We start from the raw sequence: 21318 nt of genomic DNA on the forward strand, positions 1-21318 counted from the left end.
ATGCAGGTACTCAATTCACTTCGTAGTGCAAAACAGCGTCATCCTGACTGCCAGATAGTGAAACGCAAAGGGCGTTTGTACGTAATCTGCAAAACGAATCCGCGCTTTAAAGCTGTTCAGGGGCGTAAAAAAAGACGTTAGTTTCTTTACCAACATTTCAGGGATTAAAGTGCGTTTCCTTCATCGGGACGCACTTTTTTTATCTGCGTTGAGATGTGGTTACTGGCTGGTCTGGGGACGGGTTAGCGTAAAGACATCGTAAAACGAGAGTTCACCCTTACGCGATATCATCTTTTGCAGCTGCGCTTTATGTTCGCTATCGACGGAAGGTGAGTGCAGGATGGTATCGATGAGTGAAGGGGGGACAAAGCGCGTGTTATACCATTCCCCGTTATAGCAAACTCTGAAATCCAGTACGTCGATATCTTCAAAGCGGTATCGCGGCGCAACGTCGAAAAAGAAAAACGCGTTGAGTATGACGAACAGAACCACCAGCAGCCATACTGAATCGACTAACGTTTCTGACTGCAGCATCACCGCCAGCGTGGCAAACCACGCAACATACATGCCGATGAACAGGCCGGGATGTTTGCGAATAAAACTGATGCTAAAGCGCGGTTTGTTGTCGCGCTTTTCGCGAATATTTAAGTCGTCGATGGTTTCGGTAAGCAGGCGCTGTATTTCTGTCATCTCTTGCCTTTGTGGTGTCTGCGATATTCAGATGCGATCGCCCTATTTTAAAAGGGGATACCTTGTGAAGAAAGTAACAGATTAACCACAATTTAGCATAACAGTTACATTTAAGATTACAGCGTTTTGATAATTCTGGCGGGATTGCCCCCAACCACGCAGTTTGCCGGAACGCTTTTCGTGACCACCGCGCCCGAGGCCACAACCACGTTATCACCCAACGTTACGCCAGGGTTTATCACTGCGCGTCCACCTATCCAGACGTTGTTGCCAATAGTCACGGGTTTGCCGAGCTCCATGCCACTGTTTCGCTCGGTGGCATCCAGCGGGTGGGTGGCGGTATAAATATGGACTCCTGGGGCTAACATGCAGTTGTCGCCAATATGGATCGGGCAGACGTCGAGCATAACGCAATCGAAGTTGGCGTAAAATTCTTTACCGAGATAGATGTTATAGCCGTAATCACAACGAAAAGAGGGTTCAATATAAGCCCCTTCGCTCTGGCCCAACAGCTCATGCAGGATAGCTTGTCGCGCATTTTTTTCATCGGGAGCGGTGAGGTTGTAGCGATGGGTCAACTGACGAGCGCGTAGTCGGTCGTGGCGCAATGTTTCATCCGCCGGGCGATAAAGTTCACCGGCGATCATTTTTTGCTTTTCATTACTCATTACGAATTTCCTGTGTACTGGAGGTCATTTCAACACAGTAAAACGCAATGCAAACAAGGGGAACGTTCCCGCTTCTTCGCTGTGATCGTAGTCACGTGATTTGATTTAAATAACCATTGTAAATACGAAAATGGTCAGCCAGACAAATGTACCGCTATACCTGACTTAACCCGTGAGCAATTAGCGAATGAATTTCCAAACAGAAGTTGGAATCTTGTCGTAGAGCTTATTCATAGTCAATTCAGCAAGGCGGTGATCTGCTGCTGAGTAAAATACAGCCAGTTCGTTGTCGGACAATTCATATTTATTTTTTTCAATAACGCGCTCAAGTGTGTCAATTGTCTGACAACGTCGCAGGCGCATCAAATAATCAGTTTTAGTTAATGGTTTATCGGACATAAATCTTACCTATGATTGTAATAATTTTTAACAAGACAAACTAACAGGATTAGCCCTGGTGGCATTGACAAAACAGCGAAACAGTCGATTACCTGACTTCCGCCATTTCTGCAGATCCTGCGTATTAATACCATAACTGCTGAACAACATAAAAGTGTCATCCAGGTATTCATCTATCTGCGCGACCAGCTTATTGTCCTCATTGTACTTAATTTTATAATTAAGTGCGAAGGTTGCAATATGCTCTATCAGTTCATTGAGCTGCAAGCTGGTGGCAGAGGTAGGGTCATTAACCCAGCCATGGTTACTTTGTTCAAGGTTTGCAAGACAGTCATGATACAGGGTTTCGCAGAGAAATTTAAGCTGCGCGATATCATGTCTTTTGGGTGAGTATTCATCCATAACGCATCCCCTTCTTCGTGGCTTAAACTAACCGAACACCTTCGGGATGGATACAACAGACTACCTGGAACTTGCCCGCGACTCCTGATGATTTAACTATAATCTAGTCTAAAAAAGATTTCATCGTCATATCACGAAAAATTACAATTATGCAAACTTATGATGTCAGGTCATTTTTACATTTTAACAGATAAATGCGGTTATTCGGAATCGGACAATTTCTTTATTCTTCGGGCAATCATCGAGTTATCTTGATTAGGTTTAGCAACGAAAGGTAACAATCGACAATGTGAACCGCTTACCAGGAATAATCTTAATATTTATTAAAGTAAATAAGAACTCTCAATGTTTTTTTAAGAATAGCCTTTAAGGCTACAGGGATTATATCGCTTATTTACCCTGGAGAAAATAAACGATATAGCAATAAGTGATTTTTATGATTTTTCCAGAAAAAAGGCCGCTTGCGCGGCCTTATCTTTAGAGATCTATCAATGATGGTCTACTGAGTGGCTATGCTCAAGATCTTCACTTTTGCGGCTAAAGCGGCGGCGTACCACCACAAAGAACACCGGAACAAAGAAGATAGCCAACACGGTTGCCGTCACCATCCCGCCCATTACGCCAGTACCAACGGCGTTCTGCGCGCCGGAGCCTGCGCCGGAGCTGATAACCAGCGGCATTACGCCCAGAATAAAGGCCAGCGATGTCATCAGGATCGGACGTAAACGCATGCGGACCGCATCCAGCGTCGCCTCTATCAGACCTTTACCCTCTTTATCCATCAAGTCTTTGGCGAATTCGACGATAAGTATCGCGTTCTTCGCCGACAACCCAATGGTTGTGAGCAGGCCTACCTGGAAGTAAACGTCGTTGGTCAGGCCGCGGAACGTTGCCGCCAGCAATGCACCGATAACACCTAACGGTACCACCAGCATGACGGAGAACGGAATTGACCAGCTCTCGTACAATGCCGCCAGACACAGGAATACGACAATCAGTGAAATGGCATACAGAGCAGGGGCCTGGTTGCCGGACAGTCGTTCCTGGTAGGACATACCGGTCCAGTCATAGCCGATACCGGATGGCAGTTTGCTGGCCAGTTCCTCCATCATTGCCATGGCTTCACCGGTACTTTTACCCGGTGCGGCCTGGCCTAAGATTTCCATGGAAGGCAGACCGTTATAGCGTTCCAGACGCGGTGAACCATATTCCCAACGTGAGGTAGAGAAGGCGGAGAACGGTACCATCTGTCCATCGCTACCGCGGACATACCAGTTTCCAATATCTTCCGGCAACATACGGTATTTCGCTTCAGACATGATGTAAACTTTCTTCACACGACCACGGTCGATGAAGTCATTTACGTAGCTTCCGCCCCATGCTGCACCCAGCGTTGTATTAATATCACTAATGGATACACCCAGAGCCTGCGCTTTTTCCTGATCGATATCGATCTTGAACTGTGGCGTATCTTCCAGACCGTTAGGACGTACGCCGACTAACAGATCAGGATGTTTTGCAACTTCACCAAACAGCTGGTTACGCGCCTGGGTTAGCTTCTCATGACCTAAACCTGCCTGGTCAATCAGCTGGAAGTCGAAACCGGTCGCGGTCCCTAATTCCACAATCGCTGGCAGGTTAAAAGCAAAGACCATCGCGTCTTTAATCTGCGAGAATGCGCCCATCGCACGTTGAGTAATTGCCTCAACCTTGTTCTCTTCGCCTGGACGTTCACTCCAGTCTTTCAGAGACACGAATGCGATACCGGTGTTCTGACCACGTCCTGCAAAACCGAAGCCGTTAACGGCAAACACCGATTCAACGTTCGCTTTTTCTTTGGTCAGATAGTAATCCGTCATTTCGTCCAGCACCTTCTGGGTACGCTCTTGCGTTGCACCCGCTGGCAGCTGAGCCATTGACAGGAATACCCCCTGGTCTTCATCCGGCAGGAACGAGCTTGGCAGACGAACAAACAGATAGGCCATACCCACGACGATGATTAGATACAGCGCCAGATAACGACCGGTGCTGCGCAGAATTCCGCCCACACTGTCGGTGTAATGGTGCGTGCTCTTATCGAACATGCGGTTAAACCAGCCAAAGAAACCTTTTTTGCCTTCTCCGTGATCGCCTTTAGCAACCGGTTTGAGCATGGTCGCACACAGGGCAGGGGTCAGAATCAATGCCACCAGGACTGATAACGCCATCGCCGAAACAATGGTGATGGAGAACTGACGGTAAATTGCACCGGTAGATCCCCCGAAGAAGGCCATCGGAATAAATACCGCTGACAGCACCATAGCGATACCAACCAGTGCGCCCTGAATCTGGCCCATCGATTTACGTGTTGCTTCCTTCGGTGGTAGCCCTTCCTCAGCCATTACACGTTCAACGTTCTCGACCACAACGATGGCGTCATCCACCAACAGGCCGATGGCGAGCACCATCCCGAACATCGTCAGCGTGTTTATCGAGAAGCCGAAAATCGCAAGGACGGCAAACGTACCCAATAGCACCACCGGCACGGCGATAGTCGGAATCAGCGTCGCGCGGAAGTTCTGCAGGAACAGATACATTACCAGGAACACGAGGATGATGGCTTCCGCCAGCGTTTTCACTACTTCGTGAATAGAGATTTTCACGAACGGCGTGGTGTCATACGGGTAAACGATCTTCAGACCTGACGGGAAGAACGGTTCCATCTTCTTCAGTTCATCGCGGATAGCGTTTGCTGTGTCCAGGGCGTTAGCGCCTGTCGCCAGCTTGATACCCAGACCGGATGCCGGTTTACCGTTGAACTTCGCAATGATGTCGTAGTTCTCGCCACCCAGTTCGACTTTCGCTACGTCACGCAGGCGCACCTGGGAACCGTCCTGATTCACTTTCAGCAGAATTTTGCTGAACTCATCGGCGGAGGTTAGACGGGTTTGCGCGATGATCGAAGCGTTAAGCTGCTGGCCTTTCACCGGCGGCGTACCGCCTAACTGACCGGCTGCAACCTGGGCGTTCTGCGCTTTGATGGCGCTGATCACATCAACCGGCGTCAGCTGGAAGTTATTCAGTTTGTTCGGATCCATCCAGATGCGCATCGCGTACTGGGAACCGAACAGCTGAACATCACCCACACCTGAAGTACGGCTGATGGCGTCCTTCATGTTGGCGCCCACGTAGTCGGAAATATCCTCCTGCGTCATGGTGCCGTTGGTGTTGATTACGCCGACAACCATCAGGAAGCTACTGGATGATTTCTCAACGCTCACACCCTGTTGTTGTACTTCCTGCGGCAGAAGCGGCATTGCCAGCTGCAGTTTGTTCTGCACCTGTACCTGCGCGATATCCGCATCAGTACCAGACTGAAAGGTAAGCGTGATCTGCACGGTACCCGTGGAGTCACTGTTTGAGGACATGTACATCAGGTTATCGATACCGTTCATATTCTGTTCGATAACCTGCGTAACAGTATCCTGTACTGTTTTGGCATCAGCGCCAGGGTAGGTCGCGGAGATCGTCACTGCTGGCGGTGCAATAGTCGGATATTGCGCTACCGGCAATTTGAGGATCGCGAGCCCCCCTGCCAACATGATGATAATGGCGATCACCCACGCAAATATTGGGCGATCGATAAAGAAATTAGGCATGTCTTAACGGCTCCTGTTTAAGTTAAGACTTGGACTGTTCAGGCTGGCTACCGCTTGCAGCTTGCTGGTTGTTATCAGCGGTGATTTCCTGCGCTTTTACCTGCGCGCCAGGACGTACTTTTTGCAGCCCAGTGACAATCACGCGGTCGCCCGGTTTAAGTCCATCAGTGACTAACCATTTGTCGCCAATCGCTTGTGCGGCAACAATTTGACGGGTTTCAACTTTGTTATCTGCACCGATAACCAATGCACTGGCATCGCCACGCGGTGTGCGGGTAACGCCTTGCTGTGGAACCAGTAATGCAGTTGGGTTAGTCCCTTCTTCCAGACGAGCACGGACGAACATACCCGGCAGTAAGGTGTGATCCGGGTTAGGGAAGATTGCGCGTAACGTAATCGACCCGGTGGTTTGATCTACCGTGACATCAGAAAATTCCAGCGTACCGGACTGCGGGAATTTAATGCCGTCATTGGTCACCAGTTCGACTTTCGCTTTACCGTTTTCCTGCTTCAGCGTGCCGTTGGCCAACTCTTGTTTCAGGCGCAGGAAATCGTTGCTTGACTGCGTCACGTCCACATAGATGGGATCCAACTGCTGAACGGTTGCCAGTGCGGTTGCCTGACCGTTTTGCACCAGAGCGCCTTCAGTAACGGATGATTTACCAATGCGGCCGCTGATCGGCGACGTCACTTTGGTATAAGCCAGATTGATGCGTGCAGTTTCTACCGCGGCTTTCGCGGCGACAACGGAGGCGTTCGCCTGCTGTGCGTCTGCCAGTGCACTATCGTAATCCTGTTGACTGATGTACTTAGTACCCAACAGTTTCTGATAACGTTTGACCGTCAGTTGAGCGATATTTGCTGCGGCTTGTGCTTTTGCCAGATCGCCTTTTGCGCTTTCATAAGCGGCCTGGTAAGTAGCAGGATCAATCTGATAGAGAGATACACCCGCTTCGATGTCACCACCTTCCGTGAAATTACGCTTCAGGATAATACCGCTAACCTGAGGACGAACTTCTGCAATGCGATACGCACTGGTGCGACCCGGGAGTTCGGTTGTTATCTGTAGAGGTTCAGTTTTGAGCGTAACAACTCCAACCTCTGGCATCTGCTGGCCCCCTTGTTGGGCCTGTTTGTCGTCACATCCTGTTAGCGCTAAGCTGCCTGAGAGCATCAGAACGACTGCCAGAGGCGTTAACCCTCTGTTTTTGTTCATATGTAAACCTCGAGTGTCCGATTTCAAATTGATCAATGGCTGAAAGCCCATAAACCCATTGCTGCGTTTATATTATCGTCGTGCTATGGTACATACATTCACAAATGTATGTAAATCTAACGCCTGTAAATTCACTGACCTATGGCACGAAAAACCAAACAACAAGCACAGGAAACTCGACAGCACATTCTCGATGTCGCTCTGCGTTTGTTTTCGCAACAAGGGGTATCATCCACCTCGCTTGCGGAGATCGCAGCAGCCGCTGGTGTCACGCGCGGCGCGATCTATTGGCATTTCAAAAACAAATCGGATTTATTCAGTGAAATCTGGGAGCTAGCAAAACCTAACATTGATGAGTTAGAGACTGAGTATCAGGCAAAATTCCCCGACGATCCACTATCAGTATTAAGAGAAATTTTAATTTACGTTCTTGAAGCTACCGTGACAGAAGAACGCCGACGTTTATTGTTGGAAATTATATTCCACAAATGCGAATTTGTCGGGGAAATGGCCTCAGTTCAGCTAGCTCAACGCAGTCTGTGTATTGAAAATTACGACCGTATCGAACAAACATTGCGGCACTGCATGAACGCCAACATGCTGCCGGAAAATCTGAACACGCGTCGCGTGGCGGTGCTGCTGCGTAGTTATGTTACCGGAATTATCGAGAACTGGTTATTTGCCCCTGAATCTTTTGATCTGAAAAAAGAGGCTCGGGAATACGTCGCCGTGCTGCTTGAGATGTGTCTTCTCTGCCCAACCTTGCGGGTTAACGTAGCGGAAACCTGTTAACTCTCTGGGTCCGCACCAGGAATTCTCCTGGTCATTTTGCCTCCTGCTATTCTGCCGGTCACAGCCGTGATATTCTTGCCGCTTGACTATTTTCGGTCACTTTTCCGGTTCAGAAACCTTCATTCTCATGACTATGTTGCAGCTCTATAAACGTTCACAGCATCTTATTGCTATTACCATTCTTTTCTTCATTCTTTTGCTATCCTGCCAGTCATCTGCATTTGCGCGGGCGCAACAGAGTGGTGAACTGCCGACGAAAGCGGATATTCAGAGCCAGTTAGACACGCTGAATAAACAAAAAGATCTCTCCGCACAGGATAAGCTGGTTCAACAGGATCTCATCGATACCATTGCCACGCTGGATAAAATCGATCGTGTGAAGGATGAAACCGTACAGCTTCGGCAAAAAGTTGCCCAGGCACCGGAGAAAATGCGTCAGGCTACGGATGCGCTAAATTCGCTTAGCGATGTCGATAATGACGATGAAACGCGAAAAACGCTGAGTACGCTCTCCTTACGACAGCTTGAGTCGCGCGTGTCGCAGGTCCTGGATGACCTGCAAAGCTCGCAAAACGATCTGGCCGCTTACAACAGCCAACTGGTATCGCTGCAGACACAGCCAGAACGCGTACAAAATGCGATGTACACTGCGTCGCAACAGATGCAGCAAATCCGCAATCGACTCGATGGCACCACTGTGGGAGAGGCGGCTTTACGCCCCAGCCAGCAGGTGCTGCTGCAGGCGCAGCAAGCGTTGCTGAACGCGCAGATCGACCAGCAGCGTAAGAGCCTCGAAGGGAATACCGTTTTGCAGGATACCCTGCAAAAACAACGCGATTATGTGACGGCGCACAGTAACCGCCTTGAACACCAGCTCCAGCTCCTGCAAGAGGCGGTGAACAGCAAACGACTGACGTTAACCGAAAAGACGGCACAGGAAGCGGTAACGCCGGACGAAGCCGAGCGTATTCAGTCCAATCCGTTAGTGAAGCAGGAGCTTGATGTTAACCATCAGCTCAGCCAGCGCCTGATTGCCGCGACTGAAAACGGCAACAGCCTGATGCAGCAAAATATCAAGGTCAAAAACTGGCTTGACCGCGCGCTGCAATCCGAACGCAACATTAAAGAGCAGATCGCCGTTCTGAAAGGCAGTCTGCTGCTGTCGCGCATTTTATATCAGCAACAACAAACGCTGCCGTCGGCGGATGAGCTTGCCGATATGACCAACCGGATCGCCGATTTGCGTCTGGAGCAGTTCGAAGTCAACCAGCAGCGCGATACGTTGTTCCAGAATGATGCGTTTGTCGCCAAACTGGAAGAAGGACACAGCAACGACGTTAACCCTGAAGTCCATGATGCCCTGCTGCAGGTTGTGGATATGCGTCGTGAACTGTTGGATCAGCTAAATAAGCAGCTGGGCAACCAGTTGATGATGGCGATTAATCTGCAAATCAACCAGCAGCAGTTAATGAGCGTGTCGAAAAACCTGAAAGAGATCCTCACGCAGCAAATCTTCTGGGTTAACAGTAACCGTCCGATGGACTGGGACTGGATCAAAGCCTTCCCGCAAACCCTAAAAGACCAGTTTAAGTCGATGAAAATCACGGTGAACTGGGAAAAAGCCTGGCCCGCCGTGTTTATTGCGTTCCTGGCAGGGCTGCCGCTGCTGCTTATCGCTGGGTTAATCCGTTGGCGTTTGAAGTGGCTGAAGGATTATCAGGCAACATTAGCCGCCGCGGTGGGGAACCTGCGCAATGACAGTCAGCTTAATACGCCAAAAGCGATTCTGATCGATCTCATCAGAGCCTTGCCGGCGTGTCTGATTATCCTCGCGGTGGGTCTGATTCTGCTGACTATGCAGCTGAATATTAGCGACCTGCTGTGGGCGTTCAGTAAGAAGATGACCATCTTCTGGTTGGTGTTTGGTCTGTGCTGGAAGGTGCTGGAAAAAGATGGTGTGGCGATACGTCATTTTGGCATGCCAGCGAAGCAGACCAGCCACTGGCGTCGCCAGATTGTGCGTATTAGCCTTGCGCTGTTGCCGCTTAACTTCTGGTCGGTCATTGCTGAGCTGTCGCCGCTTAATTTGATGGACGATGTGCTTGGCCAGGTGGTCATTTTCCTCAACCTGCTGCTGATCGCCTTCCTGGTATGGCCAATGTGCCGCGAAAGCTGGCGTGACAAAGAGTCGCATGGTCTGCGTCTGGTCACTATTACCGTGCTGTCTATTATTCCGATTGCATTAATGGTGCTGACGGCGACAGGGTATTTCTACACCACGCTGCGCCTGGCGGGCCGCTGGATTGAAACGGTCTATCTGGTTATCCTCTGGAATCTGCTGTACCAGACGGTGCTGCGAGGGTTGAGCGTAGCGGCTCGCCGTATCGCCTGGCGTCGTGCGTTAGCGCGTCGTCAGAACCTGGTGAAAGAAGGGGCCGAAGGCGCAGAGCCGCAGGAAGAACCGACTATTGCGCTGGAGCAGGTTAACCAGCAAACGCTGCGTATAACCATGCTGGTGATGGTTGCCCTGTTTGGTGTTCTGTTCTGGGCCATTTGGTCTGATTTGATCACCGTGTTCAGCTATCTCGACAGCATAACGCTCTGGCATTACAACGGCACCGAAGCGGGTGCGGCAGTGGTGAAAGACGTCACCATGGGCAGCCTGTTGTTTGCGATTATTGCGTCAATGGTCGCGTGGGCGCTGATCCGCAACTTACCCGGCCTGCTGGAAGTGCTGGTGCTCTCGCGACTGAAGATGCGCCAGGGGGCTTCTTATGCGATCACCACGATCCTGAATTACGCCATCATCGCCATTGGTGCGATGACGGTCTTCGGATCGCTCGGCGTTTCGTGGGATAAGCTACAGTGGCTGGCCGCTGCTCTCTCGGTTGGTCTTGGTTTCGGCTTGCAGGAAATTTTCGGTAACTTTGTTTCCGGTCTGATTATTCTGTTTGAACGCCCGGTACGCATCGGCGATACCGTGACCATCGGTACGTTCTCCGGAACGGTCAGCAAGATCCGTATCCGTGCCACCACCATTACTGACTTCGATCGCAAAGAGGTGATCATCCCGAACAAAGCATTCGTGACGGAGCGTTTGATCAACTGGTCGCTCTCCGATACCACCACGCGTCTGGTGATCCGCATTGGCGTGGCCTATGGTTCGGATCTGGACAAAGTGAAGAAGGTGCTGTTGCAGGCGGCGACAGAACACCCGAAAGTGATGCACGATCCGGAGCCTGCAGTGTTCTTTACCGCCTTCGGTGCCAGCACGCTGGATCATGAGCTGCGTTTATACGTGCGTGAATTGCGCGATCGTAGCCACACGGTTGATGAACTTAACCGGGCGGTCGATCGTTTGTGCCGTGAAAATGACATTGATATCGCCTTTAACCAGCTCGAAGTTCACCTGCATAACGCGAAAGGTGACACCGTGACCGAGGTTAAGCGTGACATCATTAAAGGTGACGATCCGACGCCTTCGGTAGGTTAACAGAAATAATCATCAGGCCTGCGAGCTTCGATTCATTCGTAGGCCTGATAAGTGCAACGCCATCAGGTTTTCAGTTACCGCTCTTTTTTAGATAAAGAGAGCAGTTTCTTCTCGTAATCCTGCTTCACAATCTCCAGTGCTTTCAGAACTGTTTCAGGCTCCATCTGATTCTCTTCAAGCAGGACAATCAAATCGACGGCCAGTTTGACTTCATCTGGGGCGTTCTCTAATGACATAAATTCTCCGGGGATTAGCGGGTTAAACGCGCCAGCACATTATCTATTCTTGCCAGTGCATGACGACAGCGTGCCAGTCGTGCCTCGAATGCCTCTACTTCGCGATGCAGTTTTTGCTGTTCTTCAAAGCCCGTAACCTGTGCCAGGCGTTCTTTACGTTCACGCGTCATTTCAACCAGGCGGCGCTCAAACTCCTGGTGTTGAACTCGCTTACGCTGCCAGCGCGCCAGGCCAGGAGAGGCGCTGTCCCACTCCCGGAGCGACCAACTGGCGGTTTCACGTGAAATCGCCTCTAACTGTGAGGCAAGGTGTTCCGTAAGCCAGGTAATTTGTGGTAGTTGTTGCTGTTCAACTGCGCGACGTAGAGCAGTGAGATTATCATCAGCTTCATCCAGACAGGCCTGTAGCAACGTGCTGCGGGTGTGAAACAGATGCCTGTCAAAGCGGGCGCTAAGCGTGGCATGGTGTGCCAGTGGGGCACAACGCTGCCGTAAGCGGTTAAGCTGGTTTTCGAGCGTCTGAAGCAGCATGACGGTTTTCACGACAACACTCCGATGAAAATGAGAACTGTTATGATAAAGTAGCGATTCTCTGTGTTAAGTATTCATATTATGCAACGCATTATTCTAATCATCATAGGCTGGATAGCGGTAGTGTTAGGAACGCTGGGCGTTGTATTGCCTCTGTTGCCGACAACGCCGTTTATCTTGCTGGCCGCCTGGTGTTTTGCTCGCTCGTCGCCGCGTTTTCACGACTGGTTGCTGTACCGTTCGTGGTTCGGCGGGTATCTGCGCCACTGGCAAAAACACCGCGCGATGCCGCCGGGAGCAAAGCCGCGCGCTATTTTGTTGATCCTGGTAACGTTTAGTATTTCACTGTGGCTGGTCAATATGATGTGGGTACGCGGCCTGCTGCTGGTTATTCTCGCCTGTTTACTGATTTTTATGTGGCGGATCCCGGTGATTGATGAAAAACAACAAAAGCAGTAAAGCGCAATAAACGCTGTTGCAATTGTCTCTCACAGCCAGTAAATTCGACCGTTTTCGAGCACAGGCGCAGGTGGTCAAAGGTTAAGCAAATATAACCTTGGCTCTTATACAGACACAAAATCATTCAAGATACGTCGAGGATGAAGTGTATAGTGCGCCGTGAAGTAATACTGTATTAATCAGGCACAAACTTATGACCGCGACTGCACAGCAGCTTGAGTTTCTCAAAAATAGCATCAAAAGCATCCACGATTACCCAAAACCGGGCATTCTTTTTCGTGATGTCACCAGTTTACTGGAAGACCCGAAAGCCTACGCCCTCAGTATTGAATTGCTGGTTGAACGCTACAAAAATGCGGGTATCACTAAAGTGGTTGGTACCGAAGCGCGTGGCTTCCTGTTTGGCGCGCCGGTAGCGTTGGGTCTGGGCGTTGGTTTTGTTCCGGTACGTAAACCCCGTAAGCTTCCGCGTGAAGTTATTGCTGAGAGCTATGAGCTGGAATACGGCACCGATCAACTGGAAATCCACGTTGATGCCATCAAACCTGGCGATAAAGTCCTGGTTGTGGACGACCTGCTGGCAACCGGTGGCACGATTGAAGCGACCGTGAAACTGATCCGCCGTCTGGGTGGCGAAGTGACCGATGCTGCATTTATCATTAACCTGTTTGATCTTGGCGGTGAGCAGCGTCTGGAAAAGCAGGGGCTGACCTGTTATAGCCTGGTTCCATTCCCGGGCCACTAATTTCGGGCTATCTTATCTCGGCAGATTAATACCGAGACACACAACCTCGCCGTCGCTGCGAGGTTGTGTTAGCATTATCTCCCTGTGAATCCACCCTCCAGCCTTTCAGAGCCTGCCAATGAGTTATCAGGTCTTAGCCCGAAAATGGCGCCCACAAACCTTTGCTGACGTCGTCGGCCAGGAACATGTGCTGACGGCACTGGCGAACGGCTTGTCGTTAGGGCGTATTCATCATGCTTATTTATTTTCCGGCACCCGTGGCGTCGGGAAAACGTCAATCGCCCGTTTGCTGGCGAAGGGATTAAACTGTGAAACCGGCATCACCGCTACGCCGTGCGGCGTGTGTGATAACTGCCGTGAAATCGAGCAGGGGCGCTTTGTCGATCTGATTGAAATCGACGCCGCCTCACGCACCAAAGTCGAAGACACCCGTGACTTGCTGGATAACGTCCAGTACGCGCCAGCGCGCGGTCGCTTTAAGGTCTATTTGATCGACGAAGTGCACATGCTGTCGCGCCACAGTTTTAACGCCTTGCTGAAAACGCTCGAAGAGCCGCCCGCGCACGTTAAGTTCCTGCTGGCGACCACCGATCCGCAGAAACTGCCGGTGACTATCCTGTCGCGCTGTCTGCAATTCCATCTTAAAGCGTTGGATGTCGAACAGATTCGCCATCAACTTGAGCATATCCTCAAAGAAGAGCATATCGCCCATGAGCCACGTGCGCTGCAACTGCTGGCTCGCGCCGCGGACGGCAGCCTGCGCGATGCGCTGAGCCTGACCGATCAGGCGATCGCCAGCGGCGATGGTCAGGTCTCGACCGACGCGGTCAGCACCATGCTTGGCACGCTGGACGACGACCAGGCGCTCTCGCTGGTTGAAGCGGTTGTGGCTGCGGACGGCGAACGCGTTATGACGCTGGTGAACGATGCCGCCGCGCGCGGTATTGAATGGGAAGCGCTACTGGTTGAGATGTCGGCTCTGCTGCATCGTATTGCCATGGTTCAGCTTTCACCTGCCGCACTCGGCAGCGATATGGCCGCTATTGAACAGCGTATGCGCGAACTGGCGCGAATCGTCCCGCCAACCGATGTGCAGCTTTACTACCAGACTCTGTTAATCGGGCGCAAAGAACTGCCGTATGCGCCGGACAGGCGAATGGGCGTTGAAATGACGCTGCTACGTGCGCTGGCTTTTCATCCGCGCATGCCGCTCCCGGAACCTGAAGTCCCGCGACACTCGTTTGCCCCGGTCGCACCCACTGCGGTGATGAACCCGACGCAGGTGCCGCAGCAGCAGCCTGCGGCAGCGCAACAGCAACAGAATGTGCCGCTCTCCGATGCTACCAGCCAGGTGCTGGCGGCACGCAGCCAGCTGCAACGCGCTCAGGGAGCAACCAAACCAAAAAAGAGTGAACCGGCAGCCGCTTCCCGCGCGCGGCCGGTGAATAATGCTGCGCTGGAAAGACTGGCTTCGGTGTCGGAACGTGTTCAGGCGCGTCCAGCGGTCTCTGCGCTGGAAAAAGCGCCAGCGAAGAAAGAAGCGTATCGCTGGAAAGCGACCAATCCTGTTGCAGAAGTCAAAGAAGTCGTCGCTACGCCGAAAGCGCTGAAAAAAGCGCTTGAGCATGAAAAAACGCCAGAACTGGCGGCAAAGCTGGCGGCTGAGGCCATCGAACGCGACCCGTGGGCCGCACAGGTAAGCCAGCTCTCGCTGCCTAAACTGGTGGAGCAGGTGGCGCTTAATGCTTGGAAAGAAGAGAATGGCAACGTGGTTTGCCTGCACCTGCGTTCCACGCAGCGACACCTTAACTCCAGCGGCGCGCAGCAAAAACTGGCCGAAGCATTGAGTACCTTAACAGGGTCAACGGTTGAATTGACCATCGTTGAAGATGATAATCCAGCGGTGCGCACGCCGCTGGAGTGGCGTCAGGCCATTTATGAAGAGAAACTCGCGCAGGCGCGTGAGTCGATTATTGCGGATAATAACATTCAGACGCTGCGTCGTTTTTTCGATGCGGACCTGGACGAAGAGAGTATTCGCCCCATTTGATCGTCAGCCCTTACGGTTTGACGGTCGTCATCCCTTAACGTGATTGAGAGAGAAGCCTATGTTTGGTAAAGGCGGTCTGGGTAACCTGATGAAACAGGCCCAGCAGATGCAAGAAAAAATGCAGCAGATGCAGGAAGAAGTCGCCAAGCTGGAAGTGACCGGCGAATCTGGCGCGGGTCTGGTAAAAGTAACCATCAACGGCGCGCATAACTGCCGTCGTGTGGAGATCGATCCAAGCCTGCTGGAAGACGACAAAGAGATGCTGGAAGACTTGGTTGCTGCGGCATTCAACGACGCCGCGCGCCGTATTGAAGAGACGCAGAAAGAGAAGATGGCCTCTGTTTCCTCCGGAATGCAGCTGCCGCCTGGCTTTAAGATGCCGTTCTGATGCAAACCAGCCCGCTGTTAACTCAGCTTATGGAAGCTCTGCGCTGTCTGCCGGGCGTTGGCCCGAAGTCTGCGCAGCGCATGGCGTTCACGCTGCTTCAGCGCGATCGCAGCGGCGGGATGCGTCTGGCGCAGGCGTTAACGAAGGCGATGTCGGAAATCGGCCACTGTGCCGATTGCCGCACATTCACAGAACAGGACGTCTGCAACATCTGCTCGAACCCGCGTCGCCAGGAAAATGGTCAGATTTGCGTGGTGGAGAGTCCGGCGGACATCTACGCCATTGAGCAAACCGGGCAATTTTCCGGACGTTACTTCGTGCTGATGGGACACCTGTCGCCGCTGGACGGTATTGGCCCTGATGATATCGGGCTGGATCGTCTTGAGCAGCGGCTGGCATCTGAGCAAATCAGCGAACTGATCCTGGCGACCAATCCCACGGTCGAAGGAGAGGCGACCGCCAACTATATTGCTGAGCTTTGCATGCAATATGACGTTGAAGCCAGCCGTATCGCCCATGGCGTTCCGGTTGGTGGCGAGCTGGAAATGGTCGATGGCACCACGCTGTCGCACTCTCTGGCAGGACGACACAAGATTAAATTCTGAACAAACGGAGGCCGCGACGGCGGCTTCCGCTTGAAATCCTTCCCGCTTGTCCCCATTTCACCCTCAACCTGTTTTTACCATTGAAAATGGCATTGTTGAGGTAGACCTACATGAAAGGACAAGAAACTCGTGGTTTTCAGTCAGAAGTAAAACAGCTTCTGCACCTGATGATCCATTCTCTGTATTCCAATAAAGAAATCTTCCTGCGTGAGCTTATCTCTAACGCCTCAGATGCGGCAGACAAGCTGCGTTTTCGCGCACTGTCTAACCCGGACCTGTATGAAGGTGACGGTGAGCTGCGTGTGCGTGTTTCCTTCGATAAAGATAAGCGTACGTTGACCATTGCCGATAACGGCGTGGGGATGAACCGTGATGACGTTATCGATCATCTGGGGACCATTGCGAAATCCGGTACTAAATCTTTCCTTGAATCCATGGGATCCGATCAGGCGAAAGACAGCCAGTTGATCGGCCAGTTCGGGGTTGGCTTCTACTCTGCGTTCATCGTGGCGGATAAAGTCACCGTGCGTACCCGCGCAGCGGGCGATAAACCGGAAAATGGTGTGTTCTGGGAATCTGCGGGTGAAGGTGAGTACACCGTTGCCGACATCACCAAAGACGATCGCGGCACCGAAATCACGCTGCATCTGCGCGAAGGCGAAGACGAGTTCCTTGATGACTGGCGCGTACGTTCCATCATCAGCAAATATTCCGACCATATCGCGTTGCCGGTAGAGATCGAAAAATCTGAAGAGAAAGACGGCGAGACCGTAGTTTCCTGGGAAAAGATCAACAAGGCGCAGGCGCTGTGGACCCGTAACAAGTCGGAAATCAAAGACGACGAGTACAACGAATTCTACAAACATATCGCGCACGACTTCACTGATCCGCTGACCTGGAGTCATAACCGTGTGGAAGGTAAGCAGGAGTACACCAGCCTGCTGTACATCCCGTCTCAGGCTCCGTGGGATATGTGGAACCGCGATCACAAGCATGGTCTGAAACTGTACGTTCAGCGCGTGTTCATTATGGACGACGCCGAGCAGTTTATGCCGAATTACCTGCGCTTTGTGCGTGGCCTGATAGATTCTAACGATCTGCCGCTGAACGTTTCTCGTGAGATCCTGCAGGACAGCACCGTCACCCGTAACCTGCGTAGCGCGCTGACCAAACGCGTACTGCAGATGCTGGAAAAACTGGCGAAAGACGACGCAGAAAAATACCAGACCTTCTGGAAACAGTTCGGCCTGGTACTGAAAGAAGGTCCGGCGGAAGACAACGCTAACCAGGAAACGATCGCTAAGCTGATGCGCTTCGCGTCCACGCACACTGACTCCTCCGCACAAACCGTGTCGCTGGAAGACTACGTGTCGCGGATGAAAGAAGGGCAGGAGAAAATCTACTACATCACCGCAGACAGCTATGCGGCGGCGAAGAGCAGCCCGCACCTGGAACTGTTGCGTAAGAAAGGCATCGAAGTGCTGCTGCTTTCTGACCGTATCGATGAGTGGATGATGAACTACCTGACCGAGTTCGACGGTAAGGCATTCCAGTCCGTAGCCAAAGCTGACGAGTCCATCGACAAGCTGGCGGATGACGTTGACGAATCGGCAAAAGAAGCGGAAAAAGCGCTGACGCCGTTCGTTGAGCGCGTGAAAACCCTGCTGGGCGATCGCGTAAAAGAAGTGCGTCTGACTCACCGTCTGACCGACACGCCGGCTATCGTTACCACCGATGCGGACGAAATGAGCACCCAGATGGCGAAACTGTTCGCTGCTGCTGGCCAGGCCGTACCGGAAGTGAAATATATCTTTGAACTCAACCCGGACCACGTGCTGGTCAAACGCACGGCGGATACCCAGGACGAAGCACAGTTCAAAGAGTGGGTTGAACTGCTGCTGGATCAGGCGCTGTTTGCTGAACGCGGCACGCTGGAAGATCCAAACCAGTTCATTCGTCGTATGAACCAGTTGCTGGTGTCCTGATAGCCGTAAGGTAATGCCGGATGATGCTAACGCGTGTCCGGCTTACACCATCTCGTCGATCCCTGGCCGGATACGGTGTTTACACCGCGATCCGGCATTTTCTCTCCTCATTTTTAATTTTCCCACCGTTAACCGTTTCAGCGTCGGGCGTCTTCCTTGAGCCAATTGCGTGATGGTGGTATCGTTTAGCGCTTTTTAAAAAATATCGACAACCTTTAAGGGGATTTTCGTAATGCGTATCATTCTGCTTGGCGCTCCGGGCGCGGGTAAAGGAACTCAGGCTCAGTTCATCATGGAGAAGTATGGTATTCCGCAAATCTCCACCGGTGATATGCTGCGTGCTGCCGTGAAATCTGGCTCCGAGCTGGGCAAACAAGCGAAAGACATCATGGACGCCGGTAAGCTGGTGACTGATGAGCTGGTGATCGCGCTGGTAAAAGAGCGTATTGCTCAGGAAGACTGCCGTAATGGTTTCCTGCTTGATGGCTTCCCGCGTACTATTCCGCAGGCTGATGCCATGAAAGAAGCAGGCATCAACGTGGACTACGTTCTTGAATTCGACGTTCCGGACGAGCTGATCGTTGACCGTATCGTGGGTCGTCGCGTACACGCTGCTTCTGGCCGCGTTTACCACATCAAATTCAACCCGCCTAAGGTTGAAGGCAAAGACGACGTGACCGGCGAAGAGCTGACCACCCGTAAAGACGATCAGGAAGAGACCGTACGTAAGCGCCTGGTGGAATACCATCAGATGACCGCTCCGCTGATCGGCTACTACTCTAAAGAAGCGCAGGCGGGTAACACCAAATACGCGAAAGTTGACGGCACCCAGGCTGTGGCTGACGTTCGCGCAGCGCTGGAAAAAATCCTCGGTTAAGTTTTAGCGCAGTCAATGCCGGATGGCGGTGTCAACACCTTATCCGGCCTACGATTTTATGTAGGCCTGATAAGCGCAGCGCCATCAGGCAAATTCTCGTCTTACCTTTCACAGCAATTAGTTCTTCTTTATCGCTTTTCCGCTACAATTATCAACAATTTGAATCGATAAGAGGCGGTAATGCGTCAGACGAAAACCGGTATCCTGCTGGCAAACCTCGGCACTCCAGATGCCCCAACCCCCGAAGCCGTTAAGCGCTACCTGCGCCAGTTTTTAAGCGATCAACGCGTAGTCGATACGTCACCTGCGCTGTGGTGGCCGCTGCTGCGTGGTGTGATTTTGCCGCTGCGTGCGCCACGTGTGGCAAAGCTGTACCAGTCAATCTGGATGGAAGACGGTTCCCCGCTGATGGTCTACAGCAAGGCGCAACAGCAGGCGCTGGCACAACGTCTGCCAAATACGCCTGTCGCGCTGGGGATGAGCTACGGTTCACCGTCGCTTGAAAGCGCGGTCGATGAACTGCTGGCAAGCGGAGTTGAACACATGGTGGTGTTACCGCTGTACCCGCAATATTCCTGTTCTACCGTGGCGGCGGTCTGGGACGAACTGGCGCGAATCTTAGCGCGTAAACGCAGTATTCCTGGCATCTCATTTATTCGTGATTACGCCGATGACAGCAGCTACATTGATGCGCTGGCCAAGAGCGCCCGTGATTCATTTGCTCAACATGGTGAACCCGATTTGCTGCTGCTTTCCTACCACGGCATTCCGCAGCGCTACGCCGATGAAGGCGATGACTACCCGCAGCGCTGCCGCGATACGACTCGTGAGCTGGTTTCAGCGCTTGGCTTGCCGCCGGAAAAAGTGATGATGACCTTCCAGTCTCGCTTTGGCCGTGAACCGTGGTTAACGCCATATACCGATGAAACGTTAAAAATGCTGGCGGAGAAAGGGACCCGACATATCCAGGTCATGTGTCCGGGCTTCGCGGCTGATTGTCTCGAAACGCTGGAAGAGATAGCGGTGCAAAACCGGGAGATTTTCCTTGAGGCAGGCGGTAAGCAATATGAGTATATTCCGGCGCTGAATGCCACACCGGAACATATCGAAATGATGGTTAAACTGACCGCAGCCTACCGTTAAAGCTGCGCTCTGAAGTAACGCGCGCCCTCCCGCAACGCATCGTCGGCGGTTTTCATCATCCGCGAATAGTGCAGGAAGGCGTGCAACGTACCGGGGTACATTTTGTACTGGCAGGGCTGCTGATGCGCCTGTAGCGTCTGGAATAATAAGCGGCTATCGTCAATCAGCGGATCAAACTCCGCACCGGCGATAAAACACGGCGGCACGTCGCGCGTCAGGTCGTTATTAAACAGGCAATAGTATGGTGATTCGCGATCGTCGGCGCTACGCAGGTACGCGTTTTCGTACATCAGCAGATCCTCGCGAGTTAAACCATCCCAGGCGCCGCCCATTAGCCGTCGGCTCAGTGAATCCTGCAGGCCGTAAAGCCCATACCACAACAGCACGCCAGCCACCTTGCCGCAGGCAATGTGTTTATCCCGCAACCACAACGCGCTGGCAAGCGCCAGCATGGCCCCGGCGGAATCGCCCGCAAAACCAATATGATTCACATTAAGGGTATAATCGCCAGCGTGCTGATAAAAGTACTGACACACGGCGACAATCTCTTCGATGGCTTGCGGGTAGCGGGCCTCTGGCGCAAGCGAATAGTCGATGCCAATGATCGTGCACTGCGTATAGCGCGCCAGTAAACGCATAATGCGATCGTGGGTATCCAGATTACCGAGAATAAAACCGCCGCCGTGCAGGTAATATAGCGTCGCCTGGCTATGGGGCTGCGGAGCGTAAATTCGTGTGGCAACGGGGCCGCATGCGGTAGAAATAACACATTCTCGGGTATTCATCTGTGGGGCATCGGCATTCCACAACTGCCGTTCATGAATGTAGTGTTTACGCTGGGCCACAAAGTCATCAGCAGCGGGCCACGGTGGCAAATCTTCGCGATGAAAATTCACCACACTTTTCATTTCATCCGAAATGTTGTCGAGTACGGGGATCTTGTTTTCCGGCTTCATAAAGCGCTCCTTGTGAAGGTGAGTTATTGTAGAAATTCATCCCAGA

The 21318-nt window shown here is 52.1% G+C and carries 20 protein-coding genes and 1 other annotated feature; of the genes, 11 read left to right on the plus strand and 9 right to left on the minus strand.

The window, feature by feature from the left end; all coding sequences use genetic code 11:
• Positions 1-141 (plus strand): type B 50S ribosomal protein L36, encoded by a 141-nt coding sequence (gene ykgO / locus N0B36_RS01220; protein ID WP_005125190.1) that lies wholly within the window; start codon positions 1-3, stop codon positions 139-141.
• Between the two features lie 78 nt (positions 142-219).
• Here ykgO and N0B36_RS01225 read toward each other — a convergent pair whose 3' ends face one another.
• The 6 genes from N0B36_RS01225 to acrA all read right to left on the minus strand — a co-directional run bounded on the left by N0B36_RS01225 (position 220) and on the right by acrA (position 7013).
• Entirely contained in the window at positions 220-690 is a 471-nt protein-coding gene (locus N0B36_RS01225; protein WP_016152071.1) for a YlaC family protein, read from the minus strand.
• 116 nt (positions 691-806) lie between these two features.
• Positions 807-1358, minus strand: coding sequence for a maltose O-acetyltransferase (gene maa / locus N0B36_RS01230; protein ID WP_016152072.1), 552 nt, complete (start codon positions 1356-1358; stop codon positions 807-809).
• A 180-nt stretch (positions 1359-1538) separates the two neighbouring features.
• The gene (locus N0B36_RS01235) at positions 1539-1757 is read right to left on the minus strand and encodes an HHA domain-containing protein (RefSeq protein ID WP_002892050.1); all 219 of its coding nucleotides are present in this window, start codon (positions 1755-1757) and stop codon (positions 1539-1541) included.
• Positions 1758-1784: 27 nt separating this feature from the next.
• Positions 1785-2159 (minus strand): Hha toxicity modulator TomB, encoded by a 375-nt coding sequence (tomB, locus tag N0B36_RS01240; protein ID WP_019076175.1) that lies wholly within the window; start codon positions 2157-2159, stop codon positions 1785-1787.
• Between the two features lie 488 nt (positions 2160-2647).
• The gene (acrB, locus tag N0B36_RS01245) at positions 2648-5797 is read right to left on the minus strand and encodes an efflux RND transporter permease AcrB (RefSeq protein ID WP_016152073.1); all 3150 of its coding nucleotides are present in this window, start codon (positions 5795-5797) and stop codon (positions 2648-2650) included.
• A gap of 22 nt (positions 5798-5819) precedes the next feature.
• Positions 5820-7013 (minus strand): multidrug efflux RND transporter periplasmic adaptor subunit AcrA, encoded by a 1194-nt coding sequence (gene acrA, locus N0B36_RS01250; protein ID WP_016152074.1) that lies wholly within the window; start codon positions 7011-7013, stop codon positions 5820-5822.
• A gap of 141 nt (positions 7014-7154) precedes the next feature.
• Here acrA and acrR point away from each other — a divergent pair, with 141 nt between their 5' ends.
• A complete protein-coding gene (gene acrR, locus N0B36_RS01255; RefSeq protein ID WP_016152075.1) occupies positions 7155-7805 on the plus strand; it encodes a multidrug efflux transporter transcriptional repressor AcrR in 651 nt (216 codons plus the stop codon).
• Positions 7806-7932: 127 nt separating this feature from the next.
• On the plus strand, positions 7933-11298 hold the full coding sequence (gene mscK / locus N0B36_RS01260) for a mechanosensitive channel MscK (RefSeq protein ID WP_047501900.1): 3366 nt from the start codon (positions 7933-7935) through the stop codon (positions 11296-11298).
• Between the two features lie 74 nt (positions 11299-11372).
• Here the strand turns inward: mscK and rsmS are convergent, their stop codons facing one another.
• The gene (gene rsmS, locus N0B36_RS01265) at positions 11373-11534 is read right to left on the minus strand and encodes a pleiotropic regulatory protein RsmS (RefSeq protein WP_019076177.1); all 162 of its coding nucleotides are present in this window, start codon (positions 11532-11534) and stop codon (positions 11373-11375) included.
• Between the two features lie 14 nt (positions 11535-11548).
• Entirely contained in the window at positions 11549-12076 is a 528-nt protein-coding gene (gene priC, locus N0B36_RS01270; protein WP_016152078.1) for a primosomal replication protein N'', read from the minus strand.
• Between the two features lie 69 nt (positions 12077-12145).
• On the opposite strand from priC, the gene N0B36_RS01275 reads away from it, so the two are divergent.
• The 8 genes from N0B36_RS01275 (at position 12146) to hemH (ending at position 20316) form a co-directional block, all read left to right on the plus strand.
• Positions 12146-12523, plus strand: coding sequence for a DUF454 family protein (locus N0B36_RS01275; protein WP_029139439.1), 378 nt, complete (start codon positions 12146-12148; stop codon positions 12521-12523).
• Positions 12524-12716: 193 nt separating this feature from the next.
• Positions 12717-13268: an adenine phosphoribosyltransferase gene (gene apt, locus N0B36_RS01280; RefSeq protein WP_006685676.1), complete on the plus strand. Its 552-nt coding sequence runs from the start codon at positions 12717-12719 to the stop codon at positions 13266-13268.
• 118 nt (positions 13269-13386) lie between these two features.
• Positions 13387-15318 (plus strand): DNA polymerase III subunit gamma/tau, encoded by a 1932-nt coding sequence (dnaX, locus tag N0B36_RS01285; RefSeq protein WP_200079441.1) that lies wholly within the window; start codon positions 13387-13389, stop codon positions 15316-15318.
• Positions 14651-14715, plus strand: a sequence feature (DnaX frameshifting element). (Overlaps the previous gene by 65 nt.)
• A gap of 58 nt (positions 15319-15376) precedes the next feature.
• The gene (locus tag N0B36_RS01290) at positions 15377-15706 is read left to right on the plus strand and encodes a YbaB/EbfC family nucleoid-associated protein (RefSeq protein WP_003021764.1); all 330 of its coding nucleotides are present in this window, start codon (positions 15377-15379) and stop codon (positions 15704-15706) included.
• A complete protein-coding gene (recR, locus tag N0B36_RS01295) occupies positions 15706-16311 on the plus strand; it encodes a recombination mediator RecR (protein ID WP_016152082.1) in 606 nt (201 codons plus the stop codon). Before N0B36_RS01290 ends, recR begins: the two co-directional genes overlap by 1 nt.
• A 110-nt stretch (positions 16312-16421) precedes the next feature.
• Positions 16422-18296: a molecular chaperone HtpG gene (gene htpG, locus N0B36_RS01300; protein ID WP_016152083.1), complete on the plus strand. Its 1875-nt coding sequence runs from the start codon at positions 16422-16424 to the stop codon at positions 18294-18296.
• Between the two features lie 232 nt (positions 18297-18528).
• Positions 18529-19173, plus strand: a complete 645-nt coding sequence (gene adk, locus N0B36_RS01305; RefSeq protein ID WP_003021773.1) for an adenylate kinase — start codon at positions 18529-18531, stop codon at positions 19171-19173.
• 180 nt (positions 19174-19353) lie between these two features.
• Positions 19354-20316 carry a ferrochelatase gene (gene hemH / locus N0B36_RS01310; RefSeq protein WP_016152084.1) on the plus strand — a complete coding sequence of 321 codons (963 nt, stop codon included), beginning with the start codon at positions 19354-19356 and terminating at the stop codon, positions 20314-20316.
• On the opposite strand, the gene aes is transcribed toward hemH, so the two are convergent.
• Positions 20313-21272, minus strand: coding sequence for an acetyl esterase (gene aes / locus N0B36_RS01315; RefSeq protein ID WP_200079442.1), 960 nt, complete (start codon positions 21270-21272; stop codon positions 20313-20315). The genes hemH and aes overlap by 4 nt on opposite strands.
• Positions 21273-21318 lie beyond the last annotated feature (46 nt).

The organism is Citrobacter sp. XY323 (assembly GCF_025106035.1).
Taxonomy (GTDB): domain Bacteria; phylum Pseudomonadota; class Gammaproteobacteria; order Enterobacterales; family Enterobacteriaceae; genus Citrobacter; species Citrobacter braakii.

What these genes read in the sequence shown, in the direction of transcription:
- N0B36_RS01290 (WP_003021764.1), top strand. Translation starts at nt 15,377, where the DNA reads ATGTTTGGTAAAGGCGGTCTGGGTAACCTGATGAAACAGGCCCAGCAG.
- apt (WP_006685676.1), top strand. Translation starts at nt 12,717, where the DNA reads ATGACCGCGACTGCACAGCAGCTTGAGTTTCTCAAAAATAGCATCAAA.
- dnaX (WP_200079441.1), top strand. Translation starts at nt 13,387, where the DNA reads ATGAGTTATCAGGTCTTAGCCCGAAAATGGCGCCCACAAACCTTTGCT.
- N0B36_RS01225 (WP_016152071.1), bottom strand. Translation starts at nt 690, where the DNA reads ATGACAGAAATACAGCGCCTGCTTACCGAAACCATCGACGACTTAAAT.
- hemH (WP_016152084.1), top strand. Translation starts at nt 19,354, where the DNA reads ATGCGTCAGACGAAAACCGGTATCCTGCTGGCAAACCTCGGCACTCCA.
- maa (WP_016152072.1), bottom strand. Translation starts at nt 1,358, where the DNA reads ATGAGTAATGAAAAGCAAAAAATGATCGCCGGTGAACTTTATCGCCCG.
- acrB (WP_016152073.1), bottom strand. Translation starts at nt 5,797, where the DNA reads ATGCCTAATTTCTTTATCGATCGCCCAATATTTGCGTGGGTGATCGCC.
- aes (WP_200079442.1), bottom strand. Translation starts at nt 21,272, where the DNA reads ATGAAGCCGGAAAACAAGATCCCCGTACTCGACAACATTTCGGATGAA.
- ykgO (WP_005125190.1), top strand. Translation starts at nt 1, where the DNA reads ATGCAGGTACTCAATTCACTTCGTAGTGCAAAACAGCGTCATCCTGAC.
- recR (WP_016152082.1), top strand. Translation starts at nt 15,706, where the DNA reads ATGCAAACCAGCCCGCTGTTAACTCAGCTTATGGAAGCTCTGCGCTGT.
- N0B36_RS01275 (WP_029139439.1), top strand. Translation starts at nt 12,146, where the DNA reads ATGCAACGCATTATTCTAATCATCATAGGCTGGATAGCGGTAGTGTTA.
- acrR (WP_016152075.1), top strand. Translation starts at nt 7,155, where the DNA reads ATGGCACGAAAAACCAAACAACAAGCACAGGAAACTCGACAGCACATT.
- tomB (WP_019076175.1), bottom strand. Translation starts at nt 2,159, where the DNA reads ATGGATGAATACTCACCCAAAAGACATGATATCGCGCAGCTTAAATTT.
- N0B36_RS01235 (WP_002892050.1), bottom strand. Translation starts at nt 1,757, where the DNA reads ATGTCCGATAAACCATTAACTAAAACTGATTATTTGATGCGCCTGCGA.
- mscK (WP_047501900.1), top strand. Translation starts at nt 7,933, where the DNA reads ATGACTATGTTGCAGCTCTATAAACGTTCACAGCATCTTATTGCTATT.
- adk (WP_003021773.1), top strand. Translation starts at nt 18,529, where the DNA reads ATGCGTATCATTCTGCTTGGCGCTCCGGGCGCGGGTAAAGGAACTCAG.
- acrA (WP_016152074.1), bottom strand. Translation starts at nt 7,013, where the DNA reads ATGAACAAAAACAGAGGGTTAACGCCTCTGGCAGTCGTTCTGATGCTC.
- rsmS (WP_019076177.1), bottom strand. Translation starts at nt 11,534, where the DNA reads ATGTCATTAGAGAACGCCCCAGATGAAGTCAAACTGGCCGTCGATTTG.
- htpG (WP_016152083.1), top strand. Translation starts at nt 16,422, where the DNA reads ATGAAAGGACAAGAAACTCGTGGTTTTCAGTCAGAAGTAAAACAGCTT.